Source organism: Agrobacterium sp. 16-2014-1-2a, assembly GCF_053522705.1.
This window is the reverse complement of record NZ_JBNWBX010000005.1, coordinates 325,198-344,773: the sequence shown is the minus strand read 5'-3', so window position 1 is coordinate 344,773 and position 19,576 is coordinate 325,198. Positions and strand designations below refer to the sequence as shown.

General features: G+C 57.4%; 21 protein-coding genes. 3 read left to right on the top strand and 18 right to left on the bottom strand.

Features of this window, described 5'->3' with window-relative positions:
- Positions 1–42: 42 nt before the first annotated feature.
- The 8 genes from ACQZ45_RS17565 to ACQZ45_RS17530 form a co-directional block, all read right to left on the bottom strand.
- The gene (locus ACQZ45_RS17565; protein WP_173739217.1) at positions 43–1,422 is read right to left on the bottom strand and encodes a bifunctional folylpolyglutamate synthase/dihydrofolate synthase; all 1,380 of its coding nucleotides are present in this window, start codon (positions 1,420–1,422) and stop codon (positions 43–45) included.
- Positions 1,423–1,507: 85 nt separating this feature from the next.
- Positions 1,508–2,401 (bottom strand): acetyl-CoA carboxylase, carboxyltransferase subunit beta, encoded by an 894-nt coding sequence (gene accD, locus ACQZ45_RS17560; RefSeq protein ID WP_003516336.1) that lies wholly within the window; start codon positions 2,399–2,401, stop codon positions 1,508–1,510.
- A 27-nt stretch (positions 2,402–2,428) separates the two neighbouring features.
- Positions 2,429–3,268 carry a tryptophan synthase subunit alpha gene (gene trpA / locus ACQZ45_RS17555; RefSeq protein WP_003516338.1) on the bottom strand — a complete coding sequence of 280 codons (840 nt, stop codon included), beginning with the start codon at positions 3,266–3,268 and terminating at the stop codon, positions 2,429–2,431.
- Between the two features lie 4 nt (positions 3,269–3,272).
- Entirely contained in the window at positions 3,273–4,493 is a 1,221-nt protein-coding gene (gene trpB, locus ACQZ45_RS17550; protein ID WP_019565940.1) for a tryptophan synthase subunit beta, read from the bottom strand.
- Position 4,494: 1 nt separating this feature from the next.
- Positions 4,495–5,157, bottom strand: coding sequence for a phosphoribosylanthranilate isomerase (locus tag ACQZ45_RS17545; protein ID WP_003516340.1), 663 nt, complete (start codon positions 5,155–5,157; stop codon positions 4,495–4,497).
- A gap of 102 nt (positions 5,158–5,259) precedes the next feature.
- Positions 5,260–6,027, bottom strand: coding sequence for a M48 family metallopeptidase (locus ACQZ45_RS17540; protein WP_113291804.1), 768 nt, complete (start codon positions 6,025–6,027; stop codon positions 5,260–5,262).
- A gap of 68 nt (positions 6,028–6,095) precedes the next feature.
- Positions 6,096–7,328, bottom strand: coding sequence for a polyhydroxyalkanoate depolymerase (locus ACQZ45_RS17535; protein ID WP_019565942.1), 1,233 nt, complete (start codon positions 7,326–7,328; stop codon positions 6,096–6,098).
- A gap of 125 nt (positions 7,329–7,453) precedes the next feature.
- On the bottom strand, positions 7,454–8,296 hold the full coding sequence (locus tag ACQZ45_RS17530; RefSeq protein WP_019565943.1) for a fumarylacetoacetate hydrolase family protein: 843 nt from the start codon (positions 8,294–8,296) through the stop codon (positions 7,454–7,456).
- A 127-nt stretch (positions 8,297–8,423) separates the two neighbouring features.
- On the opposite strand from ACQZ45_RS17530, the gene ACQZ45_RS17525 reads away from it, so the two are divergent.
- On the top strand, positions 8,424–9,026 hold the full coding sequence (locus ACQZ45_RS17525; protein WP_113291879.1) for a nitroreductase family protein: 603 nt from the start codon (positions 8,424–8,426) through the stop codon (positions 9,024–9,026).
- 103 nt (positions 9,027–9,129) lie between these two features.
- On the opposite strand, the gene gyrB is transcribed toward ACQZ45_RS17525, so the two are convergent.
- The 5 genes from gyrB to ACQZ45_RS17500 all read right to left on the bottom strand — a co-directional run bounded on the left by gyrB (position 9,130) and on the right by ACQZ45_RS17500 (position 14,456).
- Positions 9,130–11,565: a DNA topoisomerase (ATP-hydrolyzing) subunit B gene (gene gyrB / locus ACQZ45_RS17520; RefSeq protein ID WP_003516345.1), complete on the bottom strand. Its 2,436-nt coding sequence runs from the start codon at positions 11,563–11,565 to the stop codon at positions 9,130–9,132.
- Positions 11,566–11,720: 155 nt separating this feature from the next.
- On the bottom strand, positions 11,721–12,086 hold the full coding sequence (locus ACQZ45_RS17515; RefSeq protein ID WP_003516346.1) for a helix-turn-helix domain-containing protein: 366 nt from the start codon (positions 12,084–12,086) through the stop codon (positions 11,721–11,723).
- Positions 12,083–12,652, bottom strand: a complete 570-nt coding sequence (locus ACQZ45_RS17510) for a Smr/MutS family protein (RefSeq protein WP_013635178.1) — start codon at positions 12,650–12,652, stop codon at positions 12,083–12,085. The genes ACQZ45_RS17515 and ACQZ45_RS17510 overlap by 4 nt, the downstream gene beginning before the upstream one ends.
- On the bottom strand, positions 12,649–13,761 hold the full coding sequence (gene mltA, locus ACQZ45_RS17505; protein WP_038489214.1) for a murein transglycosylase A: 1,113 nt from the start codon (positions 13,759–13,761) through the stop codon (positions 12,649–12,651). The genes ACQZ45_RS17510 and mltA overlap by 4 nt, the downstream gene beginning before the upstream one ends.
- On the bottom strand, positions 13,758–14,456 hold the full coding sequence (locus ACQZ45_RS17500) for a Tim44/TimA family putative adaptor protein (RefSeq protein WP_003516349.1): 699 nt from the start codon (positions 14,454–14,456) through the stop codon (positions 13,758–13,760). The genes mltA and ACQZ45_RS17500 overlap by 4 nt, the downstream gene beginning before the upstream one ends.
- Positions 14,457–14,597: 141 nt before the next feature.
- On the opposite strand from ACQZ45_RS17500, the gene ACQZ45_RS17495 reads away from it, so the two are divergent.
- Entirely contained in the window at positions 14,598–15,155 is a 558-nt protein-coding gene (locus ACQZ45_RS17495) for an FxsA family protein (RefSeq protein ID WP_065688733.1), read from the top strand.
- Between the two features lie 99 nt (positions 15,156–15,254).
- Entirely contained in the window at positions 15,255–15,737 is a 483-nt protein-coding gene (gene secB / locus ACQZ45_RS17490) for a protein-export chaperone SecB (RefSeq protein ID WP_003516359.1), read from the top strand.
- A gap of 120 nt (positions 15,738–15,857) precedes the next feature.
- On the opposite strand, the gene dnaQ is transcribed toward secB, so the two are convergent.
- From dnaQ to ACQZ45_RS17465, 5 genes are read right to left on the bottom strand one after another with little or no spacing between them, the layout of a single operon-like run.
- Positions 15,858–16,559, bottom strand: coding sequence for a DNA polymerase III subunit epsilon (gene dnaQ / locus ACQZ45_RS17485; RefSeq protein WP_003516361.1), 702 nt, complete (start codon positions 16,557–16,559; stop codon positions 15,858–15,860).
- Positions 16,552–17,160, bottom strand: a complete 609-nt coding sequence (gene coaE / locus ACQZ45_RS17480) for a dephospho-CoA kinase (RefSeq protein WP_113291805.1) — start codon at positions 17,158–17,160, stop codon at positions 16,552–16,554. The genes dnaQ and coaE overlap by 8 nt, the downstream gene beginning before the upstream one ends.
- Entirely contained in the window at positions 17,160–18,020 is an 861-nt protein-coding gene (locus ACQZ45_RS17475; protein WP_113291806.1) for a shikimate dehydrogenase, read from the bottom strand. The genes coaE and ACQZ45_RS17475 overlap by 1 nt, the downstream gene beginning before the upstream one ends.
- Positions 18,013–18,612, bottom strand: a complete 600-nt coding sequence (locus ACQZ45_RS17470) for a Maf-like protein (protein ID WP_065705061.1) — start codon at positions 18,610–18,612, stop codon at positions 18,013–18,015. The genes ACQZ45_RS17475 and ACQZ45_RS17470 overlap by 8 nt, the downstream gene beginning before the upstream one ends.
- Before the next feature lie 31 nt (positions 18,613–18,643).
- Entirely contained in the window at positions 18,644–19,465 is an 822-nt protein-coding gene (locus ACQZ45_RS17465) for a pyruvate, water dikinase regulatory protein (RefSeq protein WP_003516369.1), read from the bottom strand.
- Positions 19,466–19,576 lie beyond the last annotated feature (111 nt).

Here is a 19,576-nt window from a genome sequence, read left to right as displayed (position 1 = left end):
TCCATGGAATAAAGAAAAGCCCGGCAGCGATGCCGGGCTTTTTTATTCGGGAACCGTACCATTCAATGCAAGCGCGTTTCCGGCAAGATAAAGCGAGCCGCCGATCAGGATGCGCGGCGGCGGCCCTTCGGGATCGAAGCGACGCGATAGCTCGTCCAGCGCCTCGGTCAGCGAAGATGTAGGCGCCGCAACCAGACCGGCATCAAAGGCCGCATGGGCAAGCACGACGGGATCGATTGCGGCATCAGTGCCGCCGATTGGAACCGTGAAGACATACTCCGCGATATCGGCGAAAGCCTTGAAATAGCCCACCGGATCCTTGGTGTTGATCATGCCGGCAATGATGAACAGCGGGCGCGGTGTCTTTTCTTCAAACCCCGCCATTGCCTCGGCAATGACTTCGCCCGCGCCTGGGTTGTGACCACCATCGATCCAGATTTCCGCATCCTTCGGAGCGATTTCAGCGATTTTTCCGGTTAGGACACGCTGAAGACGGCCGGGCCATTCCACTGTTGTCATGGCCTTTTCGATCATCCGCTCCGTCACCTCAAAACCGGCAGCCTTGACGGCCCGGATCGCAGCAGCGGCATTGGCAAGCTGGTGTCGACCGGGAAGACGTGGCAGCGGCGCGTCGGTCAGGCCGAATTCATCCTGGTAGACCATACGGCCGAATTCTTCATGGGCGGAAAAATCCTGCCCATAGACTGATGCCGGGCAACCAAGACGCTCAGCCGTGGAAACGAGGGTATCCAGCGCCGCATCATACTGCTGATGACCAATGACGACAGGGGAACCCGACTTCATGATGCCGGCCTTTTCAGCGGCAATCAGTTCCACCCGGTCGCCGAGATAGGCCTGATGATCGAGCGATATCGGCATGATAACGGAAACGGCCGGGTTGTTGATCACATTGGTCGCATCGAAGCGCCCACCGAGCCCAACCTCGACCACGGCAGCATCTGCCGGATGCTCCGCGAAGAGCAGAAACATCGCGGCGGTCAGAATTTCGAAAACCGTTATCATCTGGCCGCCGTTGGCAGCTTCGATGCGGCGCAGCGCATCCGCAAAGACGGCATCATCGACATAACGGCCTTTTTCGCCGGAAACGCCGATGCGATAACGTTCATGCCAGTTCACGAGATGCGGAGAGGTGTGGACGTGCACGGAAAGTCCTGCCGCCTCCAGTAATGCGCGGCAAAAGGCCGTAACCGAACCCTTGCCGTTGGTGCCTGCGACATGAATAACCGGCGGCAACCTTTTCTGAGGGCTGCCTAGTTTTTCCAGAAGACGGGAAATTCTGTCCAGTGAAAGATCAAAACCCTTGGGGTGAAGCTGCATCAGCTTTTCTATGATCTGTTCGGCCTCGCCGATTGCGGGCTTCGTCATATCTTCTGTTCGCCTTTCAGGCGTTGTATTGGCCATTTGTCCGCCGCACCCGAGATGAAATCATGCAACGTATAACGTCATCCCGAAGGCGCTTCCCGCCTCCGGGCGACATATTTTTCCGTCAGGCCGAAGCCGCGAGCGGAATGACCGCGTTTGCTTCTGCCGGAGCCTTCGTCATGATCTTGAGAAGGCTTGCCAGCGTATCGGGAATTTCGCGGCGATCGATCACCATATCCACCATGCCGTGCTCCAGCAGGTATTCCGATGTCTGGAAGCCTTCCGGGAGCTTTTCGCGGATGGTCTGTTCGATCACGCGCTTGCCCGCAAAGCAGATTTCGGCGCCCGGCTCGGCGATATGCACGTCACCCAGCATGGCGTAGGAAGCAGTGACACCACCCGTCGTCGGGTTCGTCAAAACCACGATGTAGGGCATGCCTGCTTCTTTCAGCATATTGACAGCAACCGTGGTGCGCGGCAGCTGCATCAGCGACAGAATGCCTTCCTGCATGCGGGCGCCACCGGAGGCCGGGAACATGACCAGCGGGCAACGCTCTGAAATGGCGCGCTCGAACGCCTTGACGATGGCTTCGCCGGCCGCGATGCCGAGAGAACCGCCCATGAACTGGAATTCATGCACAACGGCAACGATCTTCAGGCCTTTCAGGAGACCAACGCCGGCAAGGATGGTATCTTCCTGCTCGGTCTTCGTGCGGCTGTCGCGCAGACGATCGGTGTATTTCTTGGAATCGCGGAACTTCAGCGGATCCTGCGCTACCTTCGGCTGCGGCAAGGCCTCATAGACGCCACCATCGAAAAGATCGCCGAGACGCGCCTTTGCCGGCATCTTCATGTGGTAACCGGAAGCCGGAATGACCCACTTGTTATCTTCCAGATCCTTATGGAAGACCATCTCGCCCGTTTCCGGGCACTTGATCCACAGGTTCTCAGGAACCTCCGGGCGGCGGCCAAGCATGGAATTGATCCGGGGCCGTACGTAATTGGTGATCCAGTTCAACTGACTACTCCTGACTGGGCCGCGCGCTTATTCCGCAGCGGCAAGGCGCGACGCACGCACGCCCGTTGAAAGTCCTTTTACCAGCGTCGTGACGGATGGCACGGTATCGGCGGTTGCCTGCCCGTCCTTCGTCAGACTGCCGGCGATCTGGTTGACGATGGCCGAACCGACCACCACGCCATCCGCCACGGCACCGATCGCTTTGGCATGATCGGCCGTCTTGACACCAAAACCGACGCAAACCGGCAGTTCCGTATGCGCCTTGATACGACCGACCGCGCCAGAGATCAACGACGGATCGGGCAGTGCGGAACCGGTAATACCGTTCATCGATACGTAATAAACGAAACCTGAGGTATTTTTAAGAACGGTCGGCAAGCGCTTGCCATCCGTCGTCGGCGTGGCGAGACGGATGAAATTCACGCCGCGCGCCAAGGCGGGCACGCAGAGCTCATCATCCATTTCAGGCGGCAGATCGACAACGATCAGACCGTCGACGCCAGCCGCCAACGCATCGTCCAGAAATTTGTCGACGCCGTAGATGTAGATCGGATTGTAATATCCCATCATCACGATCGGGGTCGCGTCGTCTTCCTTGCGGAACTCGCGGGCGAGATCGAGCGTGGTTTTCAGCGTCTGGCCGCCTTTCAGCGCGCGCTGTCCTGCCAGCTGGATCGCCGGGCCATCCGCCATCGGGTCGGAAAACGGCATGCCGAGCTCGATAACGTCGGCGCCTGCTTCCGGCAGGGCCTTCATGATGCCGAGCGAGGTTTCGAAATCCGGGTCGCCGCCCATGAAATAGGTAATCAGAGCCGGGCGGTTTTCAGCGCGCAGATCGGCAAAGCGCTTGTCCATACGTGCAGTCATGGCCTTACATTTCCATTCCGAGGAACTTGCTGACGGTGTGGACATCCTTGTCCCCACGACCCGAAAGATTCATCAGGATGATCTCATCCTTGCCCATCTTCGGTGCGCGCTTGATGACTTCCGCCAGCGCGTGGCTTGGCTCCAGAGCGGGAATGATGCCTTCGAGGCGCGTCAGCATCTGGAAGGCGTCCAGCGCCTCGTGGTCCATGATCGGTACATATTCCACGCGGCCGATATCGTTCAGCCAGGAATGCTCAGGGCCGATGCCGGGATAATCGAGACCTGCGGAGATGGAATGGCCTTCCTTGATCTGGCCATCCGCATCCTGAAGAAGGTAGGTGCGGTTTCCGTGCAGAACCCCCGGCGAACCGGCCGTGATTGAAGCGCAATGCTCCTCGCCCGAAAGACCCCTGCCGCCAGCCTCGACGCCGACGATACGGACACTCTTGTCATCAAGGAAAGGATGGAAGATGCCGATGGCATTCGAGCCACCGCCAACAGCCGCAATGACCATATCCGGAAGACGGCCCTCCGCCTCCAGCATCTGTGCCTTTGCTTCCTCACCGATGACGGCCTGGAAATCGCGAACCATTTCCGGATAAGGATGCGGGCCGGCAGCTGTGCCGATCAGGTAATAGGTGTCATCGACATTGGTGACCCAGTCGCGCAGCGCCTCGTTCATGGCATCTTTCAGAGTGCCGTGGCCAGCCGTTACCGGCTTTACCTCAGCGCCCAGAAGCTTCATGCGGAAAACATTCGGCGCCTGACGGGCAACATCCGTCGCGCCCATATAAACGACGCAGGGCAGGCCGAAGCGTGCGGCGACGGTCGCCGAGGCAACGCCGTGCTGGCCGGCACCGGTTTCGGCAATGATACGGGTCTTGCCCATGCGCTTGGCAAGCAGGATCTGGCCAAGGCAATTGTTGATCTTGTGCGAGCCGGTGTGATTCAGCTCTTCGCGCTTGAAATAGATCTTGGCGCCGCCCAGTTCGGCCGTCAGGCGTTCCGCGAAATAAAGCGGGCTCGGGCGGCCAGTGTAATGAGCGCCGAGATATTTGAGTTCTGCCTGAAATTCGGGATCGGTCTTTGCCTTCTCCCACTCCGCCTGCAAATCCAGAATAAGCGGCATCAGCGTTTCGGCAACGAAGCGGCCTCCGTAAATGCCAAAACGGCCGTCCTCATCGGGACCGGCGCGGAAAGAATTGGGTGTTGGCGCGTCGTTCACTTCAAGCTCCCTTTGGGCCTTTCGACCAATCATTCACCACATCGAAGAATGCATCAATCATCGCAAGATCCTTGACGCCCGGCGCGCTCTCCACACCGGACGACAAATCCAGTCCGCCAGCTCCGGTTTCGGCCAGAGCCTCCGCGACATTGTCCTTGTTCAATCCCCCGGAAAGCATGTAATCGATACTTCCGTCAAGAGAGCGCAGGATGGTCCAGTCGAAGGTTACTCCGTTGCCGCCCGGCAAATCGGAACCCGCAGGCGCCTTGGCATCCAGCAGGAAACGGTCGGCTATACCTATATAGGGATCAATCTTGGCAAGATCAGCGGCGTCGCGAACGGAAAGCGCCTTCATTACCGGAAGTCCGTAGAGTGCTTTGATGTTCAGCACCCTCTCCGGGCTTTCACTGCCGTGCAATTGCAGAATATCCGGTCTCAGCAGATCGACGATCTCGTCTAAATCATCATTGTCGGCATTGACGGTAACGGCGACAACCTTTGCGGCGCCACGGGCGGCTTCTGCCAGCCTGCCGGCGATATCGGGCTCGATGTTGCGGGGGCTCTTTTCAAAGAAAATAAAGCCGACATGGGAGGCGCCGCGCCTGACGGCACGCTCCAGCGCTTCCGGTGTCTTCAATCCGCAAATCTTGATATCCGGTTTCATACCCGCGACCTGACACGAAATGCGACAAGAGTCGAGCCAAATCGCACCCGTTTTCCATGGAATGTTTCACGTGAATCCAGATGGCGATGCACGTCTCCACTTTCAATCAAAATCGATGGCGTGGAGTTTAGAGCCGTGACGTTTCAGCCATTCCTTGGCTTCCTGCGTATGCGGGCAGAGTTTTTCGCACAGGGCCCAGAATTTCGGGCCGTGGTTCATTTCCCGCAGATGCGCAACCTCGTGGGCTGCGAGATAATCGATGACCTTTTCCGGAGCCATGACGATACGCCACGAGAAACTCAGATTTCCATCATGGGAACACGAACCCCAGCGGCTGCGGGTGTCCTTCATGCTGATGGATCGCACGGGCTTTCCGGCCGCGCTCGCGTGAACCGCAACAAGCCTCTCCAGATCAGCCTTCGCTTCCTTTTTCAAAAACATGGCCACCCGTCTGCGCAGGTGTTCGGGCGCTCCGCTGACTTTCAAGACCGCCGTGCCGTCCTCGTCTTTGGAGATATGAGTCAGGCCACGCAGGCTGCCAGTGTGATGGATGCGATGGGATACGCCGCGAATATCAACCGACGCACCATGACGCAAACCGTCATCTGGGCTGATTTTCGAAAGCTTGCCTTCAATCCAGCCCTGATGCCTTTCGAGAAAATCATCCACCTGGCCATGGTGAAGCCCCATCGGGATCGTCAGCTTCAGGGCCCGGCCGCCGGGTTCGATGCGCAAGGTGATGCGCGTGGCGCGCGGGTTTTCCTTCACCGTAATGGGCACATGACGGCCAGCCACCTCGACGGTGCGCTGGCTGGGCGCTACCTTTTTCGGCGACGGCGACTTCACGGATTTTCTGAGGAACGAAAACATGGACTGTTCATAGCCGATTCGACACCGGCTTGGCCACGCAAATGCGCGGCATCGCCTGGCTTCCAGCGCTAGACAGTCTGGTTCTTGCGGATGAATTCCACCATGCGCGGCACAATCTCCTTGCGGAAACGCGACCCGTTGAAAACGCCGTAGTGACCGACGTCGGGCTGCATGTAGTGCGCACGCTTTTCATCGGGGATGTTCCGGCAAAGATCGTGCGCGGCTTTGGTCTGGCCCACACCGGAAATATCGTCGTTTTCGCCTTCCACGGTGAACAGCGCGACGTTACGAATGGCAGCGGGATCGACCGCCCTGCCCCTATGCTGCATGTTTCCCTTGGGAAGCGCGTGTTCGATGAAGACGGTTTCCACTGTCTGCAGGTAGAACTCCGCCGTCAAATCCATCACGGCCAGATATTCATCGTAAAAATCGCGATGCTTCTCAGCGGAATCGCCGTCGTTCTTGACGAGGTTCAGGTAGAAATCCTTGTGTGCCGTCATGTGCTTGTCGAGGTTCATGGACATGAAGCCGGATAATTGCAGGAAGCCGGGATAGACATTCCGGCCAAAAGCCGGCTGCGGCCACGGTACCTGCATGACGACGTTGTCGCGGAACCATTCGATTGGCTTGGCCGTGGCCAGACCGTTGACAGCCGTGGGATTGATGCGCGTATCGATCGGACCGCCCATCAGCGTCATGGATGCAGGCGCGAAACCGTCACCATCGGCTTCCATCAGGGACACTGCGGCCAGAACCGGAACCGAGGGCTGACAAACAGCGACCACATGGGCGCCGGGCCCGATCTCGCGCAGCATATCGATGACGTAGCTGATGTAATCGTCGAGATCGAATGTCCCTTCGGTGACTGGCACCATGCGGGCATCGATCCAATCGGTGATATAGATATCCGCCGATGGCAGCAGCGCCTCGACCGTTCCCCGCAGCAATGTGGCGTAGTGGCCTGACATAGGCGCCACCAGCAGCACCTTCGGATCTGGTTTGCGGGCCGCATCGAGTTCTTTTTTGAAATGAACGAGATTGCAGAAGGGACGCGACCAGATGATCTCTTCAGTGACGGCAACGGTCCGGTCATCGACGGTGGTAGTCGCCAAACCGAACTCCGGCTTGATGTAACGGCGCGTCAGGCGCTCGAATACCTCAAAGCCTGCATCGAGGCTTCGCCCGAAGGCGGTGCTGGAAAGCGGGTTCAAAGGATTGCTGCATGCCTGGCGCATCATATCGGCACCGGCGCGCAGTGGCGCCATCGCCGCATGGTTCATTTCATAGAGGTGGTAGAACACTGATTACGCCTCCTCGCGGATCAAGCTCTTTTTTTGACCATAGCAGCTTTTCGCAACTGCACAAAATCGAAGGCGCCGGTGGTTTCCCTCCGGCGCCTCAATTTCAGTTGAACGTTTGTTGATAATCAGATGTCGGCAACGAAGGTCTGTTTCTGGGAACCGAGGCCTTCAATGCCGAGTTCAACGACATCGCCGGTCTTGAGGTAACGCGGGGGCTTCTGGCCCATGCCGACGCCCGGAGGCGTGCCGGTGGAAATGACGTCGCCGGGATGCAGAGACATGAACTGGCTGAGATAGGAAACGACATGCGCGACGCCGTAAACCATGGTCTTGCTGGAGCCGTCCTGCATTGTCTGGCCGTTGACCTTCAGCCACATTCCGAGGTTCTGCGGATCGGTGATTTCGTCCTTCGTGACCAGCCAGGGGCCGATCGGACCGAAGGTGTCGCAGGATTTACCCTTGGTCCACTGTCCGGCACGCTCAGTCTGGAACGCGCGCTCAGAAACATCGTGCGAAACGCAATAACCGGCGACGTAGTCGAGAGCATCGGCCTCAGATACATATTTCGCGGTCTTGCCGATAACGACGCCGAGTTCGACTTCCCAGTCGGTCTTCTCAGAACCGCGCGGAATGACAACGTTATCGTTCGGACCGACGATTGCCGAGGTCGCCTTCATGAAAATGACCGGTTCCGGCGGTACGGTCGCACCGGTTTCAGCGGCGTGGTCAGAGAAATTAAGGCCGATGCAGATGAATTTTCCGGTTCCGGCAACGCAAGCGCCAATGCGCTCTTCGGAGATTACGGGAAGAGTGCCGAGGTCGATGGCGGCAATCTTCTTCAGGCCTTCCGGAGAAATGGCTTCACCGCCGATGTCTTTGACATGAGCAGACAGATCGCGGACTTTTCCTTCCGCGTCGAGGATCGCAGGTTTTTCCTGGCCAGGCTGGCCAACGCGCATCAATTTCATGGAACTCTCTCCCGGTTGTCAGACAAGGTGATGCATATATGAACGATACATTCATACTTGTCACCCCTTGACTGCTTCGACTTTCGAAAAATACCTTTTCCCTCCCGACAATCAAAAGGACACGCCCGTGACGAACAGCAATTCCCGGCAATCCGAATATCCAGTCGATCCACTCTTCCTCGATCGGTGGTCTCCTCGCGCATTCGATGGAGATGCGATGCCAAACGAGCATCTGCTGACCATTCTCGATGCCGCGCATTGGGCGCCATCGGCATCCAACCAGCAACCGTGGCGGTTTGTCTACGCGCACAAGGATAGCGAGGATTGGCCGCTCTTCGTGGAACTGCTGATGGAAGGAAACCAGCGCTGGGCAAAAAATGCCTCAGTGCTACTCTTCGTCCTTTCCCGCGACCACAATATTTCACGAGAGGGTGAGAAAAAGCCTTCAGCGACCCATTCTTTCGATGCCGGTGCGGCATGGTTTTCACTTGCCATGCAGGCGCATCTGCTCGGTTACCACGCCCATGGCATGGCAGGCATATTTAAAGACCAGATCGTGGAAAAGCTTGATGTTCCGGATGGATATAAGGTGGAGGCCGCAGTTGCCATCGGCACATTGACCGACAAGGCTGTTCTTCCTGACGATCTGGCAGAACGGGAAGTGCCCAGCAAGCGCCTCCCCCTTTCGGAGGTGGCTTTCAAGGGGCGGTTCACCGGCAAGGCCGATTGATATCCGACAACACAGATGACAAAAGGCCCGGCGGAAATTGACCGCCGGGCCTTTCGTTAAAGTTTCGTTTCACGTGAATCGTCACGCGAGACGTCCCACAGGATTAAATGTCGAGATTGGCAACGCTGAGCGCATTTTCCTGAATGAAGTCGCGGCGCGGTTCCACCTCATCGCCCATCAGGCGCGAAAACAGACCATCGGCATCCGTCGCATCGTTGACCTTGACCTGCAGCAGCGAACGTACATTGGCGTCGAGTGTGGTTTCCCACAGCTGCTCGGCGTTCATTTCACCGAGACCCTTGTAACGCTGCATGGAAAGACCCTTGCGGCCGGCGGCGAAAATAGCATCCAGAAGCGCACGCGGTCCGGCCAGTTCCATAGTGCCGTCCTTGCGTTGCAGAACCGGCGGAGTGACGTAAATATCGCGCGTGCGGGCCGCGAGCTGATCGATATGACGGGCATCGACCGAACCGATCAGGCCCATATCGAGCGTCGAGATTTCCTTGACACCGCGTACCATGCGCTCGAAGCGCAAGCCGCCATCTTCCAGCACCATGCCGGACCAGCCGCGTTCGGTTTCTTCCGCGATCATGTCCAGACGCCGGGCCACTTCGGCAACGGTTTCCTGGGCACGGGCAGCATCGGCCGAAAGCTCGGGGTTCAGGGCGCCGGCAATGGCGGCCTGTTCCACGATGGAGCGGCTGTAGCGGGAATGCAGACCGTCGATCAGCGTGCGCATGCGCACCGCATCGAGAATGACCTCACGAAGGTCAGCGCCGATGCGTACTTCGCCGGAGCCGAGCGTCAGCGACGTATCCTCGATGCCCATCGAGATCAGATATTCTTCCAGCGCCTTCTCATCCTTGAGATACTGCACGGATTTGCCGCGCGTCACCTTATAAAGCGGCGGCTGGGCGATATAGAGATGGCCACGCTCGATCAGTTCCGGCATCTGGCGGAAGAAGAAGGTCAACAGCAGGGTACGAATGTGGGCGCCGTCGACGTCAGCATCCGTCATGATGATGATCTTGTGGTAGCGCAGCTTGTCTGCGTTGAATTCGTCCTTGCCGATCGACGTGCCGAGCGCGGTGATCAGCGTGCCGATTTCCTGGCTGGACAGCATCTTGTCGAAACGGGCGCGCTCAACGTTCAGGATCTTACCGCGTAGCGGCAGGATGGCCTGCGTTTCGCGCGAGCGGCCCTGCTTGGCCGAACCGCCTGCGGAGTCACCCTCGACGAGGAAGAGTTCGGATTTCGCCGGATCGCGTTCGGAGCAATCGGCAAGCTTGCCGGGCAGAGAGGCGATATCGAGCGCACCTTTGCGGCGCGTCAGTTCGCGCGCCTTGCGGGCGGCTTCACGGGCAATGGCCGCTTCCACCACCTTGCCGACAAGGATCTTGGCGTCGGACGGATGTTCCTCGAGCCAGGTGGACAGGGCCTCATTGACGAGACTTTCCACGACAGGGCGCACTTCGGACGAAACGAGCTTGTCCTTCGTCTGTGAAGAAAACTTTGGGTCGGGAACCTTGACGGAAAGAATTGCCGTCAGTCCTTCGCGGCAGTCCTCACCCTGCAAGCTGACCTTTTCCCTTTTCATGATGCCGGAAGTCTCGGCATAGGATGTCATCTGACGCGTGAGCGCCGCGCGGAAGCCGGCCATATGGGTGCCGCCGTCGCGCTGCGGAATGTTGTTGGTGAAGCAGAGCACATTTTCGTGGTAGCTGTCGTTCCACCAGAGCGCGACCTCAACCGTGATGCCGTCCTTTTCGCCATGAATGGCCACCGGCTTGTCTACCAGCGGTTTCTTAGCCCGGTCGAGATAACGCACGAAGGCTTCAAGACCGCCATCGTAGAGCAACTCTTCCTGCTTGATATCAGAATGACGCTTGTCGGTGAGCACGATACGAACACCGGAATTCAAAAACGCCAGTTCGCGCAGGCGATGCTCCAGCGTACCAAAATCATAATCCGTCATGGTGAAGGTGTCGGGGCTCGCCAGGAAGGTGACTTCCGTGCCGGAGCGGCCTTCATATTCGCCAATGACCGAGAGCGGAGCATCGGCAACCCCATGGGTGAAGCCGATTTCGTGCAGCTTGCCATTGCGGCGGATTCTGAGCTTCAGCCAAACCGAGAGCGCATTTACGACCGAAACGCCCACGCCATGCAGACCGCCGGAAACCTTGTAGGAGTTCTGGTCGAATTTTCCGCCCGCATGAAGCTGCGTCATGATGACTTCCGCGGCGGAAACGCCTTCGGAAGAATGGATATCAGTCGGAATGCCGCGTCCGTTGTCCGTTACCGTCACCGAACCGTCGGCGTTCAGCGTCACCGTCACCAGATCGGCATGACCCGCGAGCGCCTCGTCGATGGCGTTGTCGACCACCTCGTAGACCATGTGATGCAGACCGGAGCCGTCATCGGTATCGCCGATATACATGCCGGGCCGTTTGCGCACAGCATCAAGACCCTTGAGGACCTTGATCGAATCGGCTCCGTATTCAGTGTTGGCGCCGACTTCGCTTGACGATGTTTCGGTCATAAGTACTCTTTCCAAAATTTCCTGGCCAAGTTTTCAGTGAGAAGGCCTGAAGCCCGCGAATCACTCAAATCCGACATACGACTATAGAAATTCTACACTCAATCCCAAAGGCCACATGCCTCAGAACGCTGCATAAAGCAGGGGATAGAGGGGTTTCAATCGCAAGAACGGCTTTTTTGTAGCACCGCTGACAGTTCCTCTATCACACTCAGCGGCAGCTTGCGAATATCCCGCGCCAGCCGATTGGCAAAAGCCGTATATTGCGGCGGCAGACCGACCGTGTCGATCGCCACTTTGGGGTCGGAGGAGCCGGCGAGAAAGAACAATTCCTCCGCCTCATCCCAGATGATGTTGAAATATCCGGCGATGCGCTGGAGGAGATCGAAGCTCGGTTTGCCGCGTTTGCCGTGCTCCAGTGCCGAGAGATAAGCGGGGGAAACGCCGATTGCCGCTGCCATCTCCTTCTGTGTCACGCCCTTGCGCTCACGAAGCAGCCGCACAGCTTCTGCAAAGGGCGTCATGATTTTTCACCCTTGCGGCGCGCCAACCGGACATAGAGAGCGCCATCGCCGCCGTGATTGGCGGATGCGTCCTCATAGGATGAAATCAAATAACGATATTCCGGTTTGGCGAACCACATGGGCACGGCCCTTTTCAGCGCACCATCGCTGCCGATGGAGCGACCCTTGCCGGTGATGACGAGCACGTGCCGGAGGCCCCGTTCGTGCGCCCGCAATAGAAAATCGAGCAGAACCGCATGGGCTTCGCTCTGAAACATGCCATGCAGATCGATACGGCCTTCCAGCGGCAACCGCCCGCGCGTCAACTTGCGCTTAACCGGCTTTTCCATCGGTTGATGAATTTTTGGCTTCTTGTCCGGCGTAAAGGGCGAAACGTCCACCGGCTCCGCGAGCATCCTAGGGAAGACGGCGTTTGCCGTTTGCGGGACGACAGGTTCCGCCGCGGCTTCCTCGATATCGTCGAAAGCCAGCAAATCCTCCAGCCTGCCGGAGATGGGTCGGGCTGTTCTTGCGACCTTACCCCACAGAATGCGTTCTTCCTTGCCAAGCTTTCGACTGCCCTTCATCGCCGATACCTTTTCGCAGCAACATGCGGCAGCAGCATATAGAAATCGGCGTCGTTGCGCACTGTGCCTGCAAGTTCCCCGGCTTCAAAACCCGAGCCGGTGAAAATGTCGCCGCGTGCCGGGCCAACGATGGCCGAGCCGGTATCGAGCGCCAGCATCAACCGCGCGAAGGGCTTGCCATTATCCAGGTGGGTCAATGACGGCGCATGGATAAAGAAGGGAAAACCGAAGGTGTGGATGAGCCTGTCCACCGCAAGCGCCCGCCCGGCGACCAGCGGCACCTTGGCGGCGGCGATCGGTCCCATATCCAGGCCGGCAACATCAGCCTCCCGGAAAAAAATATAGGAGCGATTATGCCATAGCACCCCATCCACCTCATCCGGATGGTCGGCGAGCCATTTGCGAATTGTCTGCATCGAGATCGTTTTCGGATCCAGTTCCCCACGATCCAGAAGCAACCGACCGATCGGCGAGAACGGATGCCCGGCCTTGGCGGCATAGGTGATGCGTTTCACCTCTCCATCAGGAAACAGAAGACGGGCAGCACCCTGAACGTGGACGAAAAACAGATCGACCTTCGATCTCGCCCAGGCAATCTCAAGCCCCCTGCCCTGCAGATATCCTTCGTCGATCGCGCGGCGATCGGGAAAATAGGAAATGCCGTCCTCGCCCTCTCTGCCAAAAGCATAGGACGGATCAAAACCGCTCGGGCGATTTTCGTCGTCGATATCCACCAGCTCCGGTGGGCGGCGGTAGACCGGATACTTCCAGACATCGTCGCGGACTGACGATACCTCAAGCTCCGGTTCATAAAAGGCAGTTACAAAACCGCGTTTTCCGCCGGGTGGTGAAATTTTGAAAGGTACACAATTCGTCTCGAAAAACCGGCGGGCCTGCTGGGGACTATCCGCTTGTTCCTCATCGGCCAGTTCCAGAAGCGAGGCCAGTTCGCCGGCGGTGAGACCCAGCGCGCCGGTCCTGTAGGGTTTTGAATTCCGAAGATGTGACAGGATCGTCCGCATCGCCGGAAACAGCTTACGCGGATCATCCTCCTGCCATCCCGGCAGATCACCGAAAGAAACTTCTTCGAACGAAAAGGGCGTGTTCATTGCTCGGATTCAGTGGCGATCAGCTTCCAGTTGGGATCGCGCGAGCGGACATCACGCGAGAAGGTCCAGATGTCGTCCACTTCCGCAACCGCATCGGGATCGCCGTCCACCAGCTTGCCATCCTTGTCATAGGTGGCCGAAATCAGCTGGCTGACTATTCTGAGCGTGATCTGCTCTTCGGAATCGCGGATACCGGCCTGGGTGATATCGGCCTTCTCTATTCCCACGAAAGTGGACTTGACCACCTCGCCGCGACTTTCCCGCTCGGAAATGGCCGCCTCGAACCCGTCGAAAACTTCCTTCGACAGAAGGTTCTTCAACGTCTTGCGGTCACCATCGGCAAAACCCATGACGATCATCTCATAGGCCATGCGGGCGCCGTTCAGGAATTCCTTGGGGCGGAAGGTCGGGTCCTTGGTCATCAGCTCGCGCAGGGATGTATTCAAGGCAGTATCGACGGGTGCCAGAGCATCCGCCTCGGCAAAGCGGTTTTCGTCCTCCGCCTCAGAGCGTTTGGGCAGGGTCACGACCTTGTTATCGTCAGTGACGGGGCCTTTCGCGACATCGCGCGGCGTGTAAGGGTCGAATGGCGGCTTCTCATTGCCGGTTCGGCGACCAAGAACGCTGCGCAGCTGAAGAAAGATCAGCACCGCTGCAACGAGAAAAAACAATGTGATAAAGTCGCTAAAGCCCATCTTTTACCAAAACCGCCATTTAAATTCAAAAACCTGAACATCATATAGTCTGCATCTTATCATCATTCAAATGTGCAGATTCAATCATCGGTGTTCTCGGGAACCGGCAATCTGCCAGAGATGCACACGCAAGGCTAGAAGATGCGTTTTTCCTTTCTCCCAATTGTCATCCTGATGATGCCAATCCTGGAAATTGCCGGTTTCATCATCGTCGGCAAGACAATCGGTCTGTGGCTGACATTGGCGCTCGTCCTGTTCACGTCGTTTCTGGGGTTGCTGATCCTGCGGCTCGGCGGCATCGGCATGGTGAGAAATCTCCAGGCCGCAGGGCGCACCGGCGCCCAGCCTGCCGATGAGCTGGTCAATGGCGCCATGCGCGTCGTGGCGGGCATCCTGCTGTTCATCCCGGGTTTCATCACCGATATCCTCGGTCTCCTGCTTCTGTCGAAAACGGTGAGACGTTTTTTCTGGAAGATCCTCGGACCCCGCGTCGTCGTGGCCGGTTCTTTTCGCCAGTCGGGTCAACCCGGCGGCCAGACCGGCCCGCAACCCGGTGACTTTTCCGGGTTCAGCAATGGTCAGGCAAATAAGGGTAGCTCCAAGGTCGTGGACCTCGACGAAGAGGAGTTTCACCGCGAAGGGCCCAAGGATTCTCCCTGGTCCCAAAAGCCGGATGATCGCAACCTGCCCAAACCCTGAAGCACGGCAAAGGGTTAGAGAGGCGAGAGCACGAGGGTTGTAAGGCTCAAGTCGAAATGATAGACCGCCTTCCACGAAATCACGCCGCGAGGAAACGTAATGACCGCTGAAAATGGCGCACAGGGCGCAGTTAGTCCTTCCCTCAACATTCTTACCCAGTACATCAAGGATCTTTCTTTCGAAAATCCGGGTGCTCCTCGTTCGCTTCAGGCTCGTGACAATGCGCCGTCGATCAACATCAATGTCAATGTCAACGCAAACCCGATTTCTGGTTCGGATTTCGACGTTGTGCTAACGCTGAATGCCGAAGCCAAGGATGGCGACAAGGTTCTGTTTGCTGCCGAGCTGGTTTATGGCGGCGTGTTCCGCATTGCCGGTTTCCCGCAGGAACATATGCTGCCGGTGCTGTTTATCGAGTGCCCGCGCCTGCTGTTCCCCTTCGCACGCCAGATCATCGCCGATGTCACCCGCAATGGTGGCTTCCCGCCGCTGATGATCGATCCGATCGATTTCGCGCAGATGTTTTCGCAGCGCGTTGCCGAGGAACAGGCCAGAGCCAAGGTTCAGGCCGTACCGAACTGAATTGTACGTGACGCCGCTCTTTTTAGAGTTCACACAAAACAAAACCCGGGTTCATCGCCCGGGTTTTTTATTTGACGCTTCTCGTCATTTTTCAACGGCGCATCTAAGCGCCAGGCGCACTTAATTCTGGTAACGGTTCCAGATCGCCTTGTCGCCCATGCCGAGAACGAGCTTGCCGTGCGCCGCGATGGTCTCCGCATCCAGTCTTGATGGTAGAGGATGGGGCCTTTGCAACGGCTCATTCGGGACATCATCATCCTCGATAGTGACCGCTTGCTGTTTGGAGCCGGAACCGAAACCGAGCGCTGTCTGGCGCCCACCAATCATTTCTATGTAGACTTCGGCGAGCAGTTCGGAGTCGAGAAGCGCGCCGTGCTTGGTGCGGTGGGAGTTGTCGATCCCGTAACGTCGGCAAAGTGCATCGAGGGAATTCGGACCCATCGGGTGCTTGCGGCGTGCAAGCGAAAGCGTATCCGTCACCAATTCAGACGAGACCGGCGCAATGCCGAGGCGGGCAAATTCCGCATTGATGAAACCCATGTCGAATGTCGCATTATGCGCCACCCAGCGGGCACCTTCAAAAAATTCGCGGATTTCGTCGACGACTTCGGCGAATTTCGGCTTGTCTTTCAGGAAGTCGTCGGTGATGCCATGCACCGCAAGCGCGTCCGGGTGAACCTTGCGATCTTCCGGGTTGATATAAATATGCAATGTGCGGCCGGTCGGAAAATGGTTGTTGAGCTCGATGCCGCCGATTTCGATCACGCGGTCTAGTTTCGATTCAAGGCCTGTGGTTTCCGTATCGAAAATGATCTCACGCATTTTTCTCTCCGTTGCCCGAACCGGCACTTAGTCTCTGCAGAATTTCTCTTACCTGATCCCGTGCCGCTTCGACACCATTTCCGCTATCGATGATAAAATCGGCGCGCCGGCGCTTTTCGGCATCGGGCATCTGCCGGGCCAATATCATTTCGAATTTCTCTTCCGTCATGCCGGGACGGGACAAAACCCGCTGGCGCTGTATTTCCGGCGCGCAACTAACAACGACTACTTTATCGACCCTCGTTTCCCCGCCGGTTTCAAACAGTAGCGGGATATCGAGAACGGCGAAATTTTGATTTTCCTCTCTTGCCTTACGGAGAAAAGCTTCCTGCCTTTCACGAACAAGCGGATGGACGATTGCTTCCAGCTTTCTAAAATTAGCCGGATTCTCCCTGAGGATGTTACCGAGTTCAAGACGGTCGACCGTGCCGGAAATGGTCGTGCCCGGAAAGGCGGCTTCGATCATCGGCACGGCATCTGCAGAATAGAGGTCGTGCACAACCGCATCAGAATCGAGAACCGGTATCCCTTCCGCGGCAAACAGTTTCGCCGTGGTCGTTTTTCCCATTCCGATCGAGCCGGTGAGACCGATGACGATCATCAATGTTTCTCCATATCCTCAATGATGAGGGAACGAAGAGTGTCATCAACTTCCGGCGTTTTGCCGAACCATTTTTTAAAGCCGGGTTTTGCCTGATGAAGAAGCATGCCAAGCCCATCGACCGTCGCAATACCCTGCGTCTGCGCCATCTGGAGGATGGGGGTTCTCAACGGCACATAGACGATATCGGTTACAACAGCACTTGCAGCGAGCGGCGAAAAATCAATCTCGGGCGCTTCCGTTCCGTCCATACCCAGCGATGTCGTGTTCACAAACAACCCGGCGTCCTGCATGACTTCATGAAGCGCGCCCTGAGGATGAGAAAAAACCCGTGCACCGAAACGGTCGGCCATTTCACGGGCACGTTCGACCGTGCGGTTCAGGACATGGATTTCGGCAATGCCGCGGTCCCGCAGCGACTGAACGACGGCCCTGCTTGCACCGCCGGCTCCGAACACCACCGCCCGGTCGGTTTTCTCCCATCCGGGATGGCGCTCATCGAGATTGGAAACAAAGCCATAGCCATCCGTGTTGGTGGCATGCAGCCTACCCTCTTCCATCCAGACGGTATTGGCTGCACCCAGTTCCTCCGCCAGCTCGTCGGGACTATCCGCCAGCTTAAAGGCCGCTTCCTTGTGCGGAATGGTAACATTGCCACCCACCGCTGCACCAGGTCCCTGGTCCTTTAGTGCCGTGATGAAATCGGGGAAGTCATCGGGGGCAACCTCAATGGCCTTATAGGAGCCGGGTATCCCGAATTTCTTCAGCCAGTAAGAATGGATGATCGGCGACCGGGAGTGCTTGATCGGATAACCGACAACGAAGGCGTTTATAGTTAATGTTTCACGTGAATCAGCCATCGATGACATCCATGTCGCGCAGTTTCATTAAGAGAGGCAGAAGCGGCAGGCCAAGAATGGTGAAATAATCCCCCTCTATCGAAGTAAATAGCTGGATTCCTTCGCCCTCGAGCTGATAGGCACCGACACTGCTCAAGGCCTTCTCACCCACGCGTTGCAGGTGGCGGGAGACGAATTCGGCGCTCAAATTTCGCACCGAAAGCTCGGCACTGGAGATCGTCTGCCATACGACATCACCCCCGCGGGCAAGAACGGCTGCACTGTTCAGGCGATGAACCTTGCCGGATAATGAGAGCAGATGTGCTTCGGCTTCGGCCATGGTTTTTGGCTTGTGGTACACCCGGGCACCGAGCGCCATCGTCTGGTCGCATCCAAGAACGAGTGCTTGCGGATGCAGGGCACTTACCGAGAGCGCCTTGGCCTTGGCCAGTTCCAGCGCAACCTCTTCCGGCTTTGCGCCATTTTTTTCCAGCTGCTCGTCGAGCGCGCGCTCGTCAATATCCGCCGGGATCGCCGAAAATGTCAGCCCCGCATTACGCATCAACATCTGACGGGATGCGCTGGACGAGGCGAGGATCAACTCTTGTTTCATCGACTATCTGCTCCGAATGGTGCGATCCGGATTATCGTGTCCTCGGGCGAAGGGCAAGGATTGCCGCGGCCGTTTCCTCTATGGAGCGGCGTGTAACATCGATCAGCGGCCAATTGTTACGGGCACAGAGCGCACGCGCATATTTCAGCTCTTCCATGATGGTGGCGCGATCCGTGTAGCGCCCGCTGTCAAATCCACCGGTCGTGCCGAGTTCCCGGTTTTCACGTACCTGCGATATGCGGTCCGATGTCGCGACGAGACCAACGATCAAAGGACGGGTGGCGGCATAAAGGCTTTCCGGCAACGGCACGTTTGGAACGACCGGTATATTGGCGGTCTTTATGCCTCTGTTGGCGAGATAGATGCTTGTCGGTGTTTTCGACGTTCGACTGATCCCAATGATGACGATATCGGCTTCGTCATAGCTTTCCGGCATTTGCCCGTCATCATGGTCCATCGCAAAATTGAGCGCTTCGATCCGCGCGAAATAATCCGCGTTCAGCGCGTGCTGCGCCCCGACCCGCCGTCTCGAAGGTGCGCCGAGATAGGTCTGGAAAATGCCGATGATCGGTTCGAGCACGTTGACGCAGGGCACCCCGATCGCGTGACAGCGCAAATCCAGGAACTCGGCCAGCTGCTGATCCACGATCGTATAAAGAACGATGCCCGGTTCCTTGTCGATCAGATCCACCACCTGGGCGAGCTGCTTCTGGTTCCTGATCATCGGATAAACATGTTCCACCGGCATCGAAGCGTGGAACTGCGCCGAGACGGCACGACCGGCCGACATGAGAGTCTCTCCGGTTGAGTCCGAAATCAGGTGCAAATGGAAGAAACTTTTTTTGTTCTCCACGCTGTTTTTCTCTCGCTGTTGATGAACCGGGACAAACTTCCGAATTGTTCCGCGGGCCGAGCCGCCTCGTGGATAAAGTGGGTTTTTTCCACAATCCGCAAGTGGCGTCCT